The sequence below is a fragment of the Proteus sp. fly-1067 genome, from assembly GCF_040139345.1.
GTDB lineage: Bacteria > Pseudomonadota > Gammaproteobacteria > Enterobacterales > Enterobacteriaceae > Proteus > Proteus vulgaris_B.
In genome coordinates this window covers 331370-351276 of record NZ_JBEEUL010000001.1, presented here as the reverse complement: position 1 = coordinate 351276, position 19907 = coordinate 331370, and the positions used below count along the sequence as shown (strand labels likewise).

The following is a 19907-nucleotide window of genomic DNA, read 5'->3' as shown; positions in this document are numbered from 1 at the left end:
TGCTCATTAACATTCTAGTTTTTTACCAACCTTATCTTATTTTCATTAAATTAATATCATTAACTGTTCAGATATAAATAAAGATCCGTATAAACGAGCCTTTATTACAATCAAAAATTTAAATACAAAAAATCAATAAATAGCACCAAAATTATTTATTAAACATATCCATAATATCTTTTTCTGTAAGCATCGACATTTTTTCTATAAAATTATAATAGTGAGGTTTATTATCTATATAAATTTGTAGAGTAAGCTTGCTTTCTTTTGTTTCAGAAAACAATCCTGCTGATACATAATAAATGTTGGCTTCTTTCAGATGATAAAAAGATGAGAACCGCAGTGCTTGCAAAATGCCCTCTCACCCCATAATGATGAATCATAACGTATGATATTTTCTTCACCTTCGATATTCAAATCTGACTGACAATCAATAGAAAATCCTAGGCCACCATTCAAACGTAAACACATACTGCAATGGCAAACACTGAGCTCAGAGATATTTCGTGTGGTTGACAATTTAACACCACCACACAGACATAGGCCTTGATGCATTGATACTTTCCTCTTCTTTTTAAATCATGCATAAATTTTTTAAGATTATATGCATGATTTAGTTCCCAAAATAAGTATTTTTAAACGCAAATATTCCTACGCTTTTGTCTTCTGATTTTGCTTTTTAGGCGGTAATGGTGAGAAATAACCGATAAACAAAATCAGTATAGCAACACCAATGAAGGCCAATGCTCTAAGTAATCCACTACTTAACGATGTATCAATGAAGAAGAGTTTAGCGATGACAACTGCTAATAACCCACCACCAATAAACCAACTTGAACGTGATTTTTTGCGTGTTGCCATCATCATCGTCACTACTGCAGTAATTGCCCAGATAATAGCTAATACTGTTTGGATCACTTTAGAGTTAATGATCTCATACATTGACCAGTCAATATCTGTAGTAAAGGCTAATCCTCTTAATAAAATTCCATTAGCCCACCAGAAAATCACCGCGGGAATAATATAATTGTATAATGGAAAATTATTTTGTAATAACTGTTGATATTTAGGAGACTGTTTCATTACTGAAATAAATTTATAGCCAACCCATATCCCCACAATTCCCATGAGATCCATCAAATTAAAGAGTGGTATAAATTTAACACCACTTTCAGTACCATTATTCATATTGGCAAAAATTAAAGAAAGAGCTAGTAAAGCTAAAACAGGTACTGTTATTACTAAATAAGTATTTAGATACGCTTTAATCCAATTAACTTTCATAACAAGTATAGTACTTATTGCTATATATAAGCTTATGGAAAAAATAACACTGGCAAAATGCAGGCTTACATAAAGATAAGTAGTATCAATTAGCCAAATTATTTCAGTGAATAAGAACAAACCAATAAAAACAAGATGCATAACATGAATTAATGCTTTATTTAACCTTTGTGTAGGCAATAATGTATTAACCTTAAGTAAATAGAAGCCACTCGCAAATATTGCTATCCATACAATGGTACTTAACCAATTGTCAATTAATGATCCAGCTTGGAAAATGTACACTAACATAATCAGTGCTGACATTGGCCACAATAAAACAGAGCAACTCGCTAATTCAGAGAATTGTGTTTTTTTACCTACAAAATACATTCCCCAGCAACTAATAAGAATAAAAGCAAAAGTAATAGCTTTCACACTCGGAGAAAACCAATATTCGCCATACTCTTGTAAAGTAAATACGCAATATCCCCAACTCACCGCAGCAATAAATAGAGTTACATATCCAATAGTGCGGTTATCGATATTAATAAATTTAGCTCGATACCACAGTATCGCCACTGCAAATACAACAATCATTTGTGTTATAAACATTAGCCAATCACTTAACGAAATAACACGCATGTTAAATAGTAGAACAAAGGAAATAGCAACTAAAATAGTCCCAGCAATAGCTGGTTTCTTTTGTTGCTGTAAAACAGAAAACGCAAGGATCATAACGCCTTCAATTGCCCATACCATAGATGTCCATTCAACAGAGAAAGCAAATGGTACGGCTAAAGTAGCAAATGTGGCTGATAGCATAAAGAAAGCAATAGCCAGTAATTTACCCTCTTCGCGATAGCGTTTAAGGACAAACCAACTCAATGCAAAATAGGCTAATCCATAAAGAGATGAAGCAATAGCAACACCGTATTCCCATTCTGATGCCAATCGGTGTTGGAAGATAAAACCAATTAATGGTGTACCGAATAATAATGTGGCATCAAAAGAAATATTGAGTCTCAGCTTATTTTTTAATGTTGAAAGTTCCGTTGCAACACCAAAAATCAACCAATTTGCAATTAAAAATATCTGACAAGGTAAATAATCGGCATGAGCGTAATTCGGTATTGCCCATATAAAACCGATACCAAAAGTAAAAACAAAACCAATAAGATTTAATAAACGCCAAACTTGCCAATGGCTAATAATAAGAATGCCAATGGAAAGAATAAGATAATAGCTAAACAATGCAATATAATTACCACTACCTGTAGACAATAAAACAGGTGCTAAATAACCACCTAATGAAGCTAATACCGCTAAACTAATTGCTCGATGAAGAACAGCTAAAATAACACTGACTATACAAATAAACACCATAATCGCTAACGCGATGCCAATAGGAATAAAATCATAAATTTTGGTCGCTGCAAAAATTGTGATATACAGCCCACCAATTCCGCCTCCTTGCAAAATCAGTGCATACATCAGATTTTTCTTTCTAAGCCACCAGCCGAGACCTAATAAGACCAAGCATCCTGTTCCAGCCATCATTAAACGTGTTGATGCTGAGACAAGCTCATTTTCAATACTGTATTTAAGTAAATAAGATAGACCAAAAAAGAGTAATAACATCCCTATTTTAGCTAACGGATTTCCTGTTACTACCCAATTCCAAATAAGTCCCAAAATCGATTTTTGTTGACGTTTTGGGTGAGGATTTAAAGCGGGTCTATATTGTGATGCGGGTCTGGCTTGAGCTATTGTTGTACCTAAATTATCAGTTTGAGCTCCAGATTGATTAGCTCTCGCTACATTCACACTATTCTCTGGTAGTGGGGTGGGCGAAATTTCATTTGGTGTGTTTTTTGGCTCGTTTTGATAACGATGGGCAAAACGACTCGTTGAAATTTTAGGTTGGTAAGGTTTTGGTTCCGGCTTAGAGCAGGTTGACTTATTGGTGTGTGGATCTTCCACATTAAGTGCTTTGCTAATAGAAGCATCTGCGATCGGAGGTTGTTCTTTAGGAGAAACTTTATCAAATGTCGTTTCTCTTGATACTTGTGCTTGTTGATAAACAGCTGGCTCTTTATTTTCAACCTTATTTTGTATTTCTTCTGTTTTGTTAATGAATGTACTTGTTTTAGGCTGATAACTTGATGAAGTTGATTTTGGCTCCCTTTTTATTTCACACGATAAATCGCCTATTTCATTTTTATTATCATCAAGCTCTGCACTCTCATTTGCAGAGCTATTTTTATTTAAAAACTTAAGTAATTTAGCTTGTTGTTCGGTAAGCTTTTCTTCAAGTTGCTTAATTCGATACAACAATGAATGAGTGTTTGTATAGGTATGATATTGCCAATACAAAGATACCACGACAAATATCGTAACAATGAGCGTCAGAAAATCATCCATCAACCTAATCCTTTTGCATAATACACCATGTAATTTAGTCTCTTAACCTTAGTTATACTTTAATTTTCACAGATTTATCTTAGTTTATTCCTAAATAATCAAATTCAAGAACTCTTGATTTAAACCTAGCACACAATTTCAAAAAAAAGGTATGATCTATCAACTCCCTTAATCTTCCATTTGTACTAAAAAACACACTCATAATATGAAATTAAATGACGAATTAACTAACGCAATTGCTTCTGTAACAGAAGCAGCGGCCATTGCAGCCATGCCTTGGATCGGAAAACAAAATAAAAACGCAGCAGATGATGCCGCCGTAAGTGCCATGAGAGCACGTTTAAATAGCTTAAATATCAATGGTGAAATCGTTATTGGTGAAGGCGAAATAGATGAAGCACCGATGCTTTATATCGGTGAGCAAGTCGGTAATGGAAAAGGTGAAAAAATAGAAATTGCTGTTGACCCTATTGATGGCACTCGCATGGTAGCAACGGGTGAAAACAATTCTCTAGCTATTTTAGCTGCAGGTTTTGAAGGCAGTTTTCTACAAGCTCCCGATATGTATATGGAAAAATTAATTGTCGGTAAACAAGCTGCTGGCGTCATTGATCTGAACCACTGCCTAGAATATAACCTTGATGCTATTGCACAAACATTAAATAAATCACTTGAGCAACTTACGTTAGCTATTTTAGACAAACCTCGCCACCACGATATTATTAACGACCTTCGTTCCAAAGGGATCAATGTGATTACACTACCTGATGGTGATGTTCTTGCTTCTTTATACGCCACAATGCCAAATAATAGTATTGATGTTATGTACGGTATTGGCGGAGCTCCTGAAGGTGTTATTAGTGCTGCGATAGCTAAAGCACTTGGTGGTGATATGCAAGCTCGTCTGATTACGCGTGACATCGCAAAAGGAAATACTGCAGAAAATAGAGAGTTTGCTGTCAGTGAAATTGCTCGCTGTCATAAAATGGGAACCGATGTAAATATCAAATTATCACTAGATACATTAGTTCGTAATCAAGATGTGATGTTTGCAGCAACCGCCATTACGGCAGGTGATCTTTTATCTGGTGTTAACCAACAATCCCAATATCTACAAACACATTCTTTAGTGATTAATGGTTCAACACATTCACTACGTTATATTGAAAATTACCATTTACGTTAATTTTTCAGTTTATCTCCTGCTCCTTGAGACATAAAAATGCGGCACTCGATTAAGGTGCCGCTAAATACTTCAAGGGGTATGTTTATTGTTATTTATTCGAACTCAGATTTAAGCCAATAAATTTGCTGGATTATCAACACATAACTTTTTGATAATAGAGTTATCAATGCCACGTTGAGCTAATAATGAAAGGAAGACATTCGGAACAAATCCCCAGCCATTCCCCCCATTTTTTGCCCACATCTGTTTTAAAAACACATCATGGCTTAATACAATTTGGCTACCATAACCTCTTTCAATTAAGGTTGCGACAGCTTCAACAGTATCCATAACACTTGGCGCAGCCCCTTCTTTAGGGAAAGAGATATCAAGGCCAATCATATCAAACTCAAGCCAAACACCGCGATCAAGCATTTTGCATTGATAATCAATATCTTTACCCGATGGATCAGAATGTGCTAATGAAATTTTTGCAGGGTTACAGCCCATTTCAGATAACAGAATATCTAAAACTTCATCACCACGACGTTGCCAGCCTGGCATATGAATATTCATAGAAGCATAAGGATTATTATTTTGAGCAATTGCCGCTGCACGTAAGCTATTTTTCTCACCGTCAGTAAAGAAAGGAGAAACCCCAATCTCACCAATCATTCCTGCTCGAATATCTGTACCATCAATGCCTACATTTAACTCGTCATCAATAATCTTTGCCATTGCCTCGATATCATCAGCAAGACGTTGACCTTCAAACTTTTCAATATAAAGCCCTGAAGAAGCAACAACATTGATCCCTGTTATTTCTGCAACTTGTCTTAGCTTTCTAATATCACGCCCAATAGATGAAGATCCCGTTGCATCAACGATCGTTCTGCCACCTAATTCTTTAAAGTTATTTAATTCAAAAATAACATCATCAATTGGTTTTTTATCCATATTATCGCAACAACAATAAGGATCGTATTTAAGCCCCCATTGAATATCGGCACTGACTTTTTTATCAACTAATACATGTGAGAATTCATAAAAAGGTTCATCAACAACACCAGAGAGATCATTAAACAGGTGTTCATGAGGTAATGTCAGTCCCATATCTTCTTTTTTAACTGGGCCTGTTACAGTTTGAATATAACCTTTCATCATGTTACTCCTATGCTTTCGCTGGCTTAGCGGCTCTGAATTCTGGGATTGTGGTTACAATCGCGCCCACTAACGCAAATAATGTACCGATGATTGTCACTAAATAAACGGTATTACCTAATGATGGTAATAACAGATCAATTAAGACAGAACCTAATAACTGACCCGCTGTAGATGCGACACCTAACATCAACAAGCCTAAACCGCGAACTAAAATAGCCATTAACGCGATAGACATCAGTCCTAAAGGACCGCCTAAATACATCCACCATGTTCCTGGTAATTCAAGTGTGATATGACCTAATGCCATACGAACAATTAAAGCAATCGTTAAAACAGTAAAGCCAACAATAAAGTTCCAAGTGATAGACACCATCATAGAACCTGTTGCTTCTGCGACTTTAGAGTTACCTGCTGGCTGCCAACCGGCTAATAGACCTGCAAGGAAAGGTAAGATTGCTAAATAAATGAATGAAGTTGAATGCCATTGCGGAGAAACAACAAATAGAGTTGCAACAACGGCTAACACTGCACCTAATACACGATATGGCGTGAAATATTTTTTCTCATCCACACCCACACCAAAACGGTCACATAACAAGCCCGATAATAACAGTGCTGAAATTAATGCTGTTTGGAAAGTAGCAATCCCCAATGCACTTGCAGAAGCGCCTTCAGAGAAAACAACCATCGCCCCACAAAGACCCGCAAACCAGTTCCATAATGGGATTTTGCGTGTTTTAATTAAACTTGGAATTGATGCGAATTGCTGACGGTACTGTTTTTTCGACATTATGATAAAAAACATTACCACTAAACCACTAGCAAAAGAGATAACCGCACTGGCGTTACCATCTTTTAAAACGTGTCCTAGCTGCCCATTCACCGCAGATTGCATTGGTGATAGCATACCTGCTAACACGGTTGCTAACATCAGCAAGGGTGTTGATAAATTTTTTGTACTCATAAGATGTTCCTTTTGGATTATTGGCTATGAGTGATTTCTTTTTTTATTTTTCAAGTAATCGGTTTTTTTATTAGCACAGAGCCGCAACCCTGCGCCTTTTTACTTTTTATGACAGTTATTCTGAATTCAAATTAACGTGCAATTTGCTTAAGAATATTGACCCACATATCCGCATAATGAGGCCATGCTAAAAACTCTTTACTTCCCCAGTGAGGAGAACAGTCACTCATAAAGCAACCTGTTTTTCCTTTTTCGAATTGACCAAATACCAGCAATGGATCTTCACCAATATTTAATACGGTTTCTGTGTTTTCTTTAGCTGATACTTTGTTATAGCCAAGGAACATCGGCCATTCACCAAAGCCTTTTACTGATGCATGTGCTGCATTTACTGCATTTGCAAATACGCCTTCAGGTGCTTCAACACGATCGTCACCATCTAGCATTTCAACAGGCAGAACTTCTGCAAGTAATGTATTTTTGTAGTTTGCTTTAGCTTCAATACCCATAAATGACAGGTAACCACCAATCATTAATAAGCCACCGCCATTCGCTACAAACTCTTTAATTAATCCCAAAGCATTAGGAATAACTTTCATGTTGTAGAAAGTATCGTTTTGCAGAAGGAACGTATTTGCACCAATATCACTTATGACAATGACATCGTATTTAGCCAATGCTTCTGCTGTTTGTGGAAAAGCAACCTGAACGGTGTGAGCAGGCATATAATCGACTTCAACACCTTTCTCTCTTAAGCAACTTAATAAGAACGTAGAGCCTTCTTCATATTTGCTGGAAGTAAAGCTGTCGTAGCCTTTAGAGTGGATCATATGAATGTGCCATGACTCACCAATAAATAAGATTTTCATTTTTATTCCTCTTTCAAAAAAGATTATTTATTCAGGGGATTGGGTGACAATCTGTGAATATGTTGTTTGATTGATGCGATGCATGACATTAATATCTTCAGGCATTTCTGAAGCATTACTCGTCTCAACAGCTAATGATGAAAAAGCTGATGCATAGCGTAACGCATAAGAAAACTGCTTTCCTTTTGCCAATGAGGCCGCGAGCGCGCCATTAAAAGCGTCACCTGCCCCTGCGGTATTCTTTACCACTGCCGGATATGCCGGAGAGTAAATATACTTATATCCGTCATAAGCTAACGAACCTTTACTACCTAGCGTAATAACCACCTTATTTACGCCTTGTTGATAAATAGAAACTGCCGCATTTTTTGCAGTTCCTAAGTCAAGAACTTCTATTCCAGATAATAAACTTGCTTCCGTTTCATTAGGTGTTAATACATCTATCATAGGAAGTAATTCATTAACTATTTTGTTATAAGGCGCTGGATTAAGAATAATAGGAATATTATTTTCATTTCCAATAGCAATAATTTCTTTTAATGCTTCAATGTTTGTTTCTAACTGTAATAAAATAATATCTGCATCAATAATTTTATCTTTCTGTATTTTTACTTCATCTGCAGAGATATCCATGTTAGCACCAGAATAAATAGAAATAATATTCTCTCCACTCTCTTCCGAAACAAAAATAGACGCTGTTCCTGTTTGGTAATTTTCAGTTTGATATATCGTTGATGTTTTTATTCTTGATGACGATATAAAATTAACTGCATAATCACTAAATTGATCAGTACCAATCTTCGTAATAAAATGTACTTGTGCATCGGCATAACTCGCTGCCAATGCTTGGTTACAGCCTTTACCTCCTGGTGAGAAGATAAATTTATTTGATAATAAGGATTCCCCGGCTTCTGGCAATCTAGGCAAATAGCTAATCATATCAACATTAAACGAACCCAGTACGCACACCTTATTTATTGCTGTTTTATTTGCTAAATCGTTTTTGTCAATTTGATCATTACATTCTAGAAATTGTATAATTTCTTTCTTAGCGACTTTATCTAATGTCTCAAATTCTATAAAAGCGCCACCATGGCATCTTTTTATAATTCCTTTTTCAGCTAATGTATTTAAATCTGATCGTATTGTTTCTTTGGTAACATCAAGTTCTTTAGCCAAAACAGAAACTTTTACTGCACCATTACCTTTTATCAGATTAATTATTTTTTTATGACGCTCTGCTTTCATTTAATGTTACCTCTATGGCAACAACTTTAGTTTATTAGTTGTTATGGGATTGTGATTACAATCATATGTTATTTATTAAAAGCAAAAAAAAGCAGAAATACAAAAATAAAAAGCAAAAAGAAACAGAAATAAATAACGATAAACGTAAGATTATTTAATAAATAAATTAACACCTTGTTTCTTTTTAATAAAAAACAAATGCGACAAATAATTCATTTTTAATTTATTTATCATAAGTAAATTTAATACTATATTTTTCTTATTGGCTATGGATAGTAATATAAATTAAAATAGAAAAATAAAAATTACTTTTTAAGATAGGTAGTTACGAAAAATTAATTTTATCTTTATACAAAAAAACAGTAATAATGCTTAAATTAAATACAATTTAATTGAATCGAGCAATGCATTAATTATTTTTATCATCATTATTTTCACGACGTTCTTATAATAAAGAAAACTTAATCATTACATAGGCTGAAAAACCGAACTCTCTCTATAAATTAGCGTCATTTAGTTAAGAAATACAAAAGCAATGCCCAAAACACGCTCAATATTCATCTTTCATTTTTGTGATCTTGATAACATTAAGTCAGATAACGAAGTTCTTTTTTAGGGGAAATAAAACTCATTTTTTGAATTTATCTTTTTTCTAGCAATTTTTATCAAAAAAATCCATTATGCTTTGTCTATTTAATACATCATTTAGTCAAACTTTAATTTTGTTTTGTAAATCAAAAAAGAAATTTTATTTTTTTCATTAGCTATCAATGAAGACTATTTGTTTTTTACACACTCAGTTTGAAGTAATTATCACTAGAATAAGAATAAAAGCAGAGAATAAGATTAAAAAAACAAATAATCACGATATTTATTGCTAATTATTTTTGTCAGTTAATCTTTTTATCAGAAACATTTTGTCATACTTCTTTCCTCGCACTTCATCTATTTTATGCCTAAATTTATACATACAGTCAGACACAACATAAACTCCTGACAAAAAGTACAACGTAAAATAAGGATATATAAATGAAAATAAAATCACTTATCGCAATCTCATTATTAAGCGCTAGCTTTTCTCTTTTTGCCGCTGAGAATTCAACATCATCCACAAATATGCAAGCTCAAGGTGTTATTCAAGCTCAAAAAGAACTGAATAACTATGAGAAACTCATGATAGAAAAAGTCTGGGTAACGACTGATGCAATTGATGAAAAAGGCAATAAAACAGACGCAGGTAATGCCCAAGTGAGTAATTATTTTGGCCTTGCTGAATATTATCCTAATGGTACATTTATTATGTTTACACCGGAAGGTAAACAGAAAATGCAAGGCGATTGGTCTATGTCAGATGATGGCAAGATACGTACCTTAGTTGCTAAAGACACTGAAGGTAAGACGTTATTTACCCGTGATGTAGAAAATATCACGATTAAAAATGATGAATATACTTATCGTATTTATCCAAATGCAGAAGATCGCAACACCTATTTCGATATTGTACATCATATTAAAAAATAAATTTAATACGTTGTTTTGCCTGCCAATAAATCCCTCATAAACAAGAAAAAGGGCTATTTTGTAGAAACAAAGTAGCCCTTACTTTATGGTTATAACTTACATCTCAGGTAACTATTTGAATAATGCTAAACGCCAAAATTAACCAATTAAATTAAAGCAATGTTTGTGATTTCCCTTCAACCCAATAGATTACTTTATGTGCTTCTTCTGGTGTTGGAACTTCCAATTTACTTAACATACGATCCATTACTTTAATAGGTACAACTTCATTCCTTGCATTATTTTGCTTTTGCCATTGAGTATAAGGCACTTCAATGTAAACCAGTGTTATTTTTGCATTATAACGATAAAACAAAGAGATCAGCTGATCCCGCATTTTTCTTGTAATATTAGTAGCATTCCAAACAAAAGTTTTATGCTCTCGTAAATAAACTCGAGCTTGCTCTTTTGCTTGTTGTGCTATCCACCCATTAGCATCTCGATTATCGGGTTTAATATTATGTTGGCGACGTAGCTCATCTAAACTTACGATAGGAATATCTGCACAATATTGTCGAATGTAGGTATCTTTTCCCATCCCGGGTAAACCACAAAGTACAGTGACGTCACTTCCTTTTTCAGGATAAGGCTCATAATTACAATCAGCACTATTCTCTGTATGAAAATAATGAAAACAGGCTTTATTTGAAGAGAACGGAGCAGGTTTGCGCCAACAATTTAACTCTTCACAATAAAGTGTAAATAACGTAATTTTGTCAAAAAGCCCTTCTTTATCATCACAATCTCGTCCTAAAACATCCGCCTTAGCCAGTAAGGCTAGTAAATAACAATCCACTCTTAACGATGCTGCAAGTAATGCTTTTTTAGGATCGGGCTTATCCATTACCCACAAAGGTAATCCATGAAAACGAACTAAAGCTACAATTTGCTCTCTATCAGCAAAACTTAATGGCACTTTCTCAAAAAGAAAACGACGAGTCGTTAATTCACCTTTACGCGCATGACCTGGAGAAATAATACGTCCTTCTTCTTCTCGTGTTGTAGAACGTTTTTCTACATCATGAAGAAGTGCCGAGATCCATAAAATTTGTTGTTCTCTTTCTGTCAGAGTTCCATATTCAGGTAATGATTTAACTGAATTGATTACTCTTTGTGTATGTATCGCCACATCACCTTCTGCATGATGAATGGGGTCCTGTATAACCCCCGCCATATCACTAATTTCATCATACAGTTCACAAAGGTGCTCCCATGACATCTCAGTGTGTAATTTCTTATGAAGCATCATTAAAATCCCTGTATTTTTTCCCAGATTAACGGAGCACGTCGCCAGTTTTTTTTCCAATGGACATCCGTTTTTACATGATCTTTTCTGACATATTTAAAAACACGATGAGAGAAATCATTTAAAGAAAATGACTGTATATCTCGTGTCACAATACCTTCCATTGGGCTTGGTTTTTGCGTTAAAACATCTTGAGATTGAAAAAAACTTGCCTGTTTGGCTTGTGAAACAATCATATTTTCAAACTCTGTTTTATCCTGACATTCAGGCAGTTTAATCTCTGGCACAGTAGGAAGATCAAATAAAGAAGCATAAAACTGCACTTCTTCCCAACTTAGCCATTTATCTTTATAACGAACTGCAAACACATAGAAATATTCTTCTAAGTGTGCATATTCAATAGAATGAATGGCATATAGATTTTCGCCAAAAATATCTAACTCACCTAAATCGTTTTTCATCATTTGCCAACGTTGACGCAATTGAAATGTCCATGCCGATTGCGTTGGTGTGGCATGAGACCGCGCAAAAACCCCCATTTTATTTAGGCAATTATTTTCTCCATCCAACTTTTCTGTATGGATAAGATGTTTTATTTGGCAAATATCCTGCCACCATTGCGCATTTATACGATCGTCGTTTGTTGTGCCTGGTGAAAAAGGATAGTGATAGGTTCTATCATATTTTTGTGATTGATTATTCATTATTTTGTACTCATTAAGTAACAGAGGTTCTACCAAATTTAAATAGTTATTCGGTAAGTGAATTTTCTGTTTCTGCACCATGACTTCAGTGCCTTAATGTGTATTACATAACTACAACCTAAATAATCAAAAGTGAGAGGAAATAAATCTAGAGGGATATTACCTGTAAGTTTAAAAAAGAGCTAGATATTTAATCTTCAAATTTATTTGTCTTTCTGTATTAGTAAAGACTTGAAAAGAGGCTAATCATAACGTTTATTGAGGATAAAGAATTACATTTTCAGAATTAATTAAATTTTCAGGAAAAATAAGTGGAATATCTGAAATAAACGGCATATTTAATATTTGAGTTCCAGTTGAAATAGATACCCCCGCCTTTAGCCATGCATCAGCAACTAATTCTGTACAATAAACGCCTTGCTTAGGATAAATACTAAAGTTCTCCCCCACGCGATTTAATGCAATTTTTACAGCATTACTTCTAGCTTCTTCGCTTCCTTTTACTTGATAAAATTGCACAGTGTTGGCTTTTGCTCGACTAATAAAGAAGTCTATATTATCAATGGTAACTCCATCTTTTATATCCATATGTTCACTTGGTGTTGAATGGATCACTTTAATACCATTATCCGAAATCCATACCATTCCTACGTGACTAAATCCACTTCTATCGACTTGCTTAATTATTTTACTAATCGCTTCATCACCTTCTCGAAAAACTAAATCACCATTTTTTAAATCAAGAGGCAAAGCGAGCGCATAAAATGAACTCGCTAAAAATAAAGCTAAAATAGTAAAGGCACGGATCATCACTTGAAATTAACTTTCCATTTACCATCAACATTAATCATCTCTTGTGCTTGAGTTTTTTCCACACCATCTTTTAATGTAGTTTTTAATGTCACAATTGCACTATTTTTATCTTCACTATATTCAACGCTGATAATTTCAACTTTGCTCAGGCCACCTTGCTTTTTAACTTGCTTACCGGTTTCCTCTACAATCATTTTAAATTTATTATTAAATTGTTCAGCTCTTGGATCTCCTTGCATTTCACTTAAGTAAATTAATGAAATAACTTTATCACCATTCCCTGCAGCAACCGCTTCAACAAATGCAACGGCCGCCTGCCCCGGATCATCTGTTTTATCACCACACGCTGATAGTGTTATTATTACAAATATTAAAAATAGGGATCCCATGACTTTTTTTAACATAATTTATCCTTACCTTAGCATGCTATTTTTCAACCAATGAAACTTATACAAAATATATCTAATATTAAGATATAAGATAGTTAATATATTACTTAATAATTAACTCAATAATGAACAATATTTTAACTTTTCCTCTGATAAATTATACGTGATAAAAATAAATTTCGACATATTTTCATGTCATTATTTACTTTAAAAAAGAAAGTAATTTAAAATACTTTTAACTATTCATAAAAGGAGTATTTTAAACTCTCACAAATAACTGGCTAGTTATAGCATAAAACAACTTATCTTTATTATAAATCAATAAATTGAATTGACATCATTCTATCCACCTATCTAATTTTATTTTCTTTTTAATGACACTATTAAGAATAGAGATTAGAATACTAAGCATCATTATTTTGGAGAGTTCTTAAAAAGAAAATTATTCTCTATTTACTATGGTAATTACTTTAATTAGAACTAAATGTAATTCTCCCTAATTTATCCACTTAACCAGCATCATTTATATTAATATTTTATGAAGTGCATCAATCAATGCAATAATAACAATATTACAACATTAGGTTATGTTAAAAAACAATTCTATTTGTTTTCACTCTATATTTCCTCGTATTAGTCCCTATTGTTTGGGCTAATTGCCTATAACACATCACTCATAAATACAAACAAACACTAGAAAAATTGTGATCAATTACACCTTTTTGCATCATTAATCCTATTTAAGACAAATAGAAACTGCTTTTTTATCAACAAATAGGTAATCTAGCTGTCTGATTTTGATGACCAAACATGAATAGTTAAAAGGATATTTTATGTTTACTTCACAGCTCATGCTGGTCGGTTACGTGTTATTGGTAAGCCCTTGTGGAAATGATTCTTGCGATGCCGTTCCTGTTACAGAAACTATTTATACTAAAGATGAATGCACCACTCGGCTTAACTACTTAAAACAAAAAAGACCTGACCTTATTATTTTCTGTGGAGAAGTCTTAAGAGATCCTGATGTTACTGATGAAAATCCTTATCTCACACCACCAAACAGTACAGATGATGTTTTCCAAATTAAGTAGTTAACCTATTCTTAATTTTATTATCAAGATAAAATACAATTTAATTTGTTTTCTTTTTACGATATACTCTTTGTACTTGAATATGTAAGGACACGTATTAGGAGTCACTAATGTCTATTGCGAAACGTACCAAAGACAAGCGCATTGCGTTAGGTTTAACACAATCAGAACTTGCTACTTTAGCAAATACAACACAACAATCTATCGAACAACTAGAAAGTGGTAAAACTAAACGCCCTCGTTTTTTACCTGAATTAGCAAAAGCATTAAATTGTGATTTAGCTTGGCTATTAGAAGGTGAAGAGCAACCTGATATTACTTCTGAAATTCCACCTGAAAATGAATGGCAACCTGTTAGTGAATGGGATAGCAATACCCCTTTAGATGCTGATGAAGTAGAAATCCCCTACTTTAAAAGTATTGAACTTGCAGCTGGTGATGGTTGTTGTACTAACGAAGATCATAACGGATATAAATTGAGATTTTCAAAAAGTACATTACGCCGTTATGGCGCTTCCTCTCAAAATGTCATTTGTTTTTCTGTTTATGGGGATAGCATGTCACCCGTTATCCCAAATGGATCAACGGTCACTGTTGATACAGGTAACACACGCATTGTTGATGGTGGTATTTATGCTATCGAACAAGATGCCTTATTCAGAATAAAACTGCTTTATCGTCAACCAGGCGGCAAATTAATCATACGTAGCTATAATAAAGACGAATTCCCTGACGAATCAGCAGAAACTGATTCTGTAAAAATTATGGGGCGTATTATCCATTGGTCAGTAATGGCTTGGTAATCAATAATCAAGGCAATAATTTCAACGTATTGAATTTTCAGTAATAACTTGTCCTTTAGACAATAAAACCGTTTTATCTGCTAGCGCTCTGATTTCTCGAGGTTCATGAGTAACCATGATCATCGTTATTTCCTTAGATTTTAAGGAATCAATTAAATCCCAAAGCTGATAACGCGTTTCCCAATCCAAACTCGAAAAAGGTTCATCCAGTAGTAAAAGTTTGGGTTGGCTAATAAGAGCTCTTGCCAATGCCACGCGTTGTTGTTCCCCTCCTGAAATTTGATGAGGATAACGTGTAGCAAGACGTTCAATTCCCATCTGCTCTAATATAGACCTTTCTCTCTCCTTGCTTCGCTTCTGTTTTGCACCATATTGTGCTAGCCATAAATTTTGGGTTACAGTCATAAATGGAAATAAATAAAGCCGTTGATTTAAATATCGACAAGAACGCAACCACACTGGCTGTGTATTAATATTTTTATTTGCAAGATAGATATCTCCAGAGTACGAAGTGTATCCCGCTATTGCATTTAAAAGTGTTGTTTTACCACTTCCTGATGTACCACTTATTCCTAAGCAAGTTCCTTTTTCTACCTTTAACGAGACGTCTTTTAATATACCCGATGTTAATGAACGAATTTCTAACATGATGTCTTCCTTTCTCGCTGTAAACGATGCAACGCAAATAATAACGTAATTGCGATAGCGATAAGAACGAGTGCACAACCTATTGCCAAAGTGAAGTCTCCACTGGCGATATTTAGATAAATAGCCATGGGTAACGTCTCTGTTTTTAATCTTGTTGCGCCAGCTAACATTAATGTAGCGCCAAATTCACCTAAGGCTCTAGAAAATGCAATGATGCTTCCACTCATTAAAGCTGGCCAACATAATGGTATTTCAATCAAGAAAAATGTTTTTGTTGGCGTTAATCCTAAATTTTGCGCCGTTTGAATATAAGCGGGATCAACAGACTTAAAGGCAGAAAGGCTATTTCTCATAATAATCGCACTAGCGACATAAGTTTGAGCAATAATAATACCTAAAGGTGAAAAAAGAGAACGAGATAATTCAGGAAAAACACCCGTTAAAGGCCCCTGATTTCCTAACAATAATAATAATCCGATACCGATAACTAATGGAGGAGTAACCAAAGGCAAATCTAATAACGCATCAATAAAACGATGTCCTTTAAAAGGAATTCTTGCCATTGCCCATGCAGCAGGTACACCTAAGATAATTGCTAAACATAAAGATGTTAATGCCGTACTAAGTGACATACCAATAGCAAAATGAAATTCAGGATCAGTAATGACTTGTCTAAATTCAACATATGAAAGTTGGCATATTAATGCGATTAGTGATCCTAAGATCAGAAATAACAATAAAAAAAGTGGAATTAATGCCCAACGAAACACGTTATTTCCTTTTTTAAAAATAAAACTTATTTTGCTGTAATAATGAAAAAAGCCACCAGTGAGTTGGTGGCGAAAAAACACAATTTATGTGAGAAAAAATCTATGGTTTCGAAATTACAGGAAGAAAACCATAATCAGTAAAAGCTTTTATTCCCTCTGCGCGTGTAAAATAATCAGCAAGTAATTGAGCTTCTTTGGGATTTGCTGATGTTTTTAAAACCGCCAAAGTTGCTACTTCTTCAGGGTTACCTTCAGGCACTGGAAGTAAAACCAATTTATCTTGGTTTTTCATTGCATCTGCGTATCCAATAATGGCGGCATCCACTTCGCCATTAAGTAAATACATTAATAATTGTTTAATCGTTGCTGTGCGTACAATTACTTTGTCGCGTAATTTATCACCTTGACCTGATGCATCAATAAGTTGTTCACCACTTTTTCCTAATGCTATAGCTTTAGCATCACCCATACCTAGCTTTAATGAACTATTCGCAAGATCTTCTAGCGTTTTAATATCGCCCACTTTATCTTTGCGTACAGCAATTACGGGAATATGACGAACAATAGAATATTGGTTAACAACCTGCCCTTCTTTATCTAACTTTTCCACGTAATCTTGTGAGCCAGGAAAAAACAAATCTCCCTGCTTAGTTAAATTAAAACGTGTTAATATTTGACCTGAACCGCCATATTCAATAGTGACTTTATTTCCAGTTTCTTTTTCAAATACAGTAACAACTTGTTCTACTGGTTGTTTTAAACCAGCACCAGCATAAAGATGAAGTTCAGCTGCCAGTGTATTATGACAAATTAATCCTAGTGCTAGCCCTAAACTAGCGAGTAATTGGCGTTTCATAAAAGAGGTAACCCTAACTATCGTTATATAATTTTTTATATAATGAATGATATAAGAGTTTAAGGCAAGAGGCTCATATAAAAAAAGAGAAAAATGTTAACAACTTATCATTTTTACCCTTTTATTTATCTGTGAGTTTTACAAAAGAAGCTGATCAAAATAAACACTTTAATATATTCATTTTTATCAGAAATAAGTAGATTATAAAATAGTAACTCGCCAACAAATCCCCGTCTTCACGAGGATTTAATTATTAGCTTTCCAACTCTAATAGTGCCAAGGCGGTCACTTCATCAATGACAATATCAGTAGCGTAACCTCCTTTTATCACCCCTATTGTTGCTTGAATATTTTCCACACCTCCGGCGATAAAGAGTCGCTGCGGTATTTGTCTTAACTGAGCTAAGCTTATTCCCATTATCCTAAGGTCAATATCAGAAACCAAAGGATTGCCTTGCGCATCATAAAAGCGCCCGCAAATTACCCCTACAGCACCCAAATCACGGTATTGCGCCATTTCACCACTGGTTAACACACCAGTTGTCACAAGAGGATTATCATCCAATGTATTACCCACAACAAAAAGTGCCTTATTACATTGATTTAGCGCTGAAAAATTACGTCTAATGATAGGCTCCGCTTGAAGCTCCATTGCTAAACGAGCACTCGAAACGACAGCAGGTACATGTAAATTAATACTGCACCCTGATAATTTATTTGCAATTAACGCAGCCGCTTCTGCCGTTTTAAAATCAGGTTGTGGCGCGACAGCCCCTATCATTTGTAGTACGGTGACATTCTTTAGTGATTTGGGTGGAAGATAATTACCTAACTTATAAATTGTTCGTCCCCAAGCGACACCTAAAATATCATCATCACCCATTATTTGAGAAAGATACATCGCCCCTGCTTTCGCTAGTCTTTCTCTGTTCATATTTAATGTATGTTGCGATTTATTTTTTTCTTCATCAGGTAAAATAAGCACATTATTCAGATCGAATTTTGCTTTTATTCTAATTGCATAATCAATCGTAGAAAATACTGATGAATCTAAGCTAATATTTACGAATCCTTTTTCTCTAGCTAAATGCAAATATTTCACGACTGTGACTCGGGAAACACCCATAATATTTGCAACTTCACTTTGACTGAGTCCGTCCTGATAGTAAAGCCACGCAGCATAGAGAACGGGATCATTATCAAATAAACTCGCGTTCTTTAGCGAATTATTATCCATTTTAAACCCCACAATTTTTTATAAATCTTTTGACTAATTAATTTATTTTATATTAGAGATATTATTGAAGATAAAAATATCTTTGCTTAAATTAAGCCTTATAACACAAATAGATACATTCTATTAATCTACTAATAATATCGGCACCCTGATATTTTTCTTTACTACAAGAACCTCATAATACGTAAAAAGCCCTTAATAATGCCGTAAACGGTTCATAACGAGAAAGTTTTTTTTGAAAATACCGTTTTATTTCGAGAAAAATAAAAATATTAGCTTTAAGTTTTAAAAAGTTTTATTTTGGTAAAATTAAAATCACCCAAACCTTATCATCAATGTTAATAAATAGATTAATATCAAAAGGAAAAGTAATGATAATCGCATACTCAACCGCACCAAATGAAATGATTGCTAATGAAATCGCTCACTATCTCATCAATGCAAAACTGGCTGCCTGTGTAAATCTGATACCCCATGTAAAATCGATTTATCGTTGGAATAACGAAGTTATTGAAGATAGTGAAGTGCTCATGATGATTAAATCCGAAAAAAGCAAACAACAGGTTTTAATTGATGCGCTTGCCGAAATACATCCTTATGACACTCCTGAGGTTATTATAATACCGATTGAAAATGGTTTTAAAGGTTATCTTAATTGGATATACCAATCGTTGAATTAAAATAACATCAGCT

General features: G+C 34.2%; 19 protein-coding genes. 5 read left to right on the top strand and 14 right to left on the bottom strand.

Annotated features, from left to right (window positions below; translation table 11 throughout):
* Positions 1 to 315 precede the first annotated feature (315 nt).
* Positions 316 to 555: a GFA family protein gene (locus ABN217_RS01600; protein WP_349459000.1), complete on the bottom strand. Its 240-nt coding sequence runs from the start codon at positions 553 to 555 to the stop codon at positions 316 to 318.
* A 96-nt stretch (positions 556 to 651) separates the two neighbouring features.
* Complete coding sequence (locus tag ABN217_RS01595) at positions 652 to 3687, bottom strand: DUF2339 domain-containing protein (RefSeq protein WP_349458998.1); 3036 nt, start codon at positions 3685 to 3687, stop codon at positions 652 to 654.
* A 205-nt stretch (positions 3688 to 3892) separates the two neighbouring features.
* On the opposite strand from ABN217_RS01595, the gene glpX reads away from it, so the two are divergent.
* Entirely contained in the window at positions 3893 to 4873 is a 981-nt protein-coding gene (glpX, locus tag ABN217_RS01590; RefSeq protein WP_072068336.1) for a class II fructose-bisphosphatase, read from the top strand.
* Between the two features lie 108 nt (positions 4874 to 4981).
* On the opposite strand, the gene ABN217_RS01585 is transcribed toward glpX, so the two are convergent.
* The 4 genes from ABN217_RS01585 to ABN217_RS01570 all read right to left on the bottom strand — a co-directional run bounded on the left by ABN217_RS01585 (position 4982) and on the right by ABN217_RS01570 (position 9097).
* A complete protein-coding gene (locus tag ABN217_RS01585; RefSeq protein WP_196554092.1) occupies positions 4982 to 6013 on the bottom strand; it encodes a phosphotriesterase family protein in 1032 nt (343 codons plus the stop codon).
* A gap of 10 nt (positions 6014 to 6023) precedes the next feature.
* The gene (locus ABN217_RS01580; protein ID WP_072068338.1) at positions 6024 to 6980 is read right to left on the bottom strand and encodes a DMT family transporter; all 957 of its coding nucleotides are present in this window, start codon (positions 6978 to 6980) and stop codon (positions 6024 to 6026) included.
* A 131-nt stretch (positions 6981 to 7111) separates the two neighbouring features.
* Positions 7112 to 7849 (bottom strand): glutamine amidotransferase, encoded by a 738-nt coding sequence (locus ABN217_RS01575; protein WP_196554091.1) that lies wholly within the window; start codon positions 7847 to 7849, stop codon positions 7112 to 7114.
* 27 nt (positions 7850 to 7876) lie between these two features.
* Positions 7877 to 9097, bottom strand: coding sequence for a PfkB family carbohydrate kinase (locus ABN217_RS01570; RefSeq protein ID WP_196554090.1), 1221 nt, complete (start codon positions 9095 to 9097; stop codon positions 7877 to 7879).
* Positions 9098 to 10126: 1029 nt separating this feature from the next.
* Between ABN217_RS01570 and ABN217_RS01565 the strand changes: the two genes are divergently transcribed.
* Positions 10127 to 10618 carry a DUF4822 domain-containing protein gene (locus ABN217_RS01565; protein WP_115349900.1) on the top strand — a complete coding sequence of 164 codons (492 nt, stop codon included), beginning with the start codon at positions 10127 to 10129 and terminating at the stop codon, positions 10616 to 10618.
* 151 nt (positions 10619 to 10769) lie between these two features.
* Here ABN217_RS01565 and ABN217_RS01560 read toward each other — a convergent pair whose 3' ends face one another.
* From ABN217_RS01560 to ABN217_RS01545, 4 genes are all read right to left on the bottom strand, one after another.
* Positions 10770 to 11906 carry an AAA family ATPase gene (locus ABN217_RS01560; protein ID WP_349458996.1) on the bottom strand — a complete coding sequence of 379 codons (1137 nt, stop codon included), beginning with the start codon at positions 11904 to 11906 and terminating at the stop codon, positions 10770 to 10772.
* A complete protein-coding gene (locus ABN217_RS01555; protein ID WP_349459111.1) occupies positions 11906 to 12607 on the bottom strand; it encodes an RNA ligase family protein in 702 nt (233 codons plus the stop codon). The genes ABN217_RS01560 and ABN217_RS01555 overlap by 1 nt, the downstream gene beginning before the upstream one ends.
* A 255-nt stretch (positions 12608 to 12862) precedes the next feature.
* Positions 12863 to 13417, bottom strand: a complete 555-nt coding sequence (locus ABN217_RS01550) for a YiiX/YebB-like N1pC/P60 family cysteine hydrolase (protein ID WP_349459110.1) — start codon at positions 13415 to 13417, stop codon at positions 12863 to 12865.
* Positions 13417 to 13824 carry a DUF4878 domain-containing protein gene (locus ABN217_RS01545; RefSeq protein WP_349458995.1) on the bottom strand — a complete coding sequence of 136 codons (408 nt, stop codon included), beginning with the start codon at positions 13822 to 13824 and terminating at the stop codon, positions 13417 to 13419. Before ABN217_RS01545 ends, ABN217_RS01550 begins: the two co-directional genes overlap by 1 nt.
* Positions 13825 to 14642: 818 nt before the next feature.
* Between ABN217_RS01545 and ABN217_RS01540 the strand changes: the two genes are divergently transcribed.
* On the top strand, positions 14643 to 14900 hold the full coding sequence (locus ABN217_RS01540) for a hypothetical protein (RefSeq protein WP_196554086.1): 258 nt from the start codon (positions 14643 to 14645) through the stop codon (positions 14898 to 14900).
* A 110-nt stretch (positions 14901 to 15010) separates the two neighbouring features.
* Positions 15011 to 15703, top strand: coding sequence for an XRE family transcriptional regulator (locus ABN217_RS01535; RefSeq protein WP_196554085.1), 693 nt, complete (start codon positions 15011 to 15013; stop codon positions 15701 to 15703).
* A 21-nt stretch (positions 15704 to 15724) separates the two neighbouring features.
* Here the strand turns inward: ABN217_RS01535 and ABN217_RS01530 are convergent, their stop codons facing one another.
* The 4 genes from ABN217_RS01530 to ABN217_RS01515 all read right to left on the bottom strand — a co-directional run bounded on the left by ABN217_RS01530 (position 15725) and on the right by ABN217_RS01515 (position 19214).
* On the bottom strand, positions 15725 to 16351 hold the full coding sequence (locus ABN217_RS01530) for an ABC transporter ATP-binding protein (protein WP_196554084.1): 627 nt from the start codon (positions 16349 to 16351) through the stop codon (positions 15725 to 15727).
* Entirely contained in the window at positions 16345 to 17121 is a 777-nt protein-coding gene (locus ABN217_RS01525) for an ABC transporter permease (protein ID WP_196554083.1), read from the bottom strand. The genes ABN217_RS01530 and ABN217_RS01525 overlap by 7 nt, the downstream gene beginning before the upstream one ends.
* A gap of 100 nt (positions 17122 to 17221) precedes the next feature.
* A complete protein-coding gene (gene modA, locus ABN217_RS01520) occupies positions 17222 to 17977 on the bottom strand; it encodes a molybdate ABC transporter substrate-binding protein (protein WP_196554082.1) in 756 nt (251 codons plus the stop codon).
* 253 nt (positions 17978 to 18230) lie between these two features.
* On the bottom strand, positions 18231 to 19214 hold the full coding sequence (locus ABN217_RS01515; protein ID WP_115349905.1) for a sugar-binding transcriptional regulator: 984 nt from the start codon (positions 19212 to 19214) through the stop codon (positions 18231 to 18233).
* 371 nt (positions 19215 to 19585) lie between these two features.
* Here ABN217_RS01515 and cutA point away from each other — a divergent pair, with 371 nt between their 5' ends.
* Positions 19586 to 19894 carry a divalent-cation tolerance protein CutA gene (cutA, locus tag ABN217_RS01510; protein WP_196554081.1) on the top strand — a complete coding sequence of 103 codons (309 nt, stop codon included), beginning with the start codon at positions 19586 to 19588 and terminating at the stop codon, positions 19892 to 19894.
* Positions 19895 to 19907: the final 13 nt, after the last annotated feature.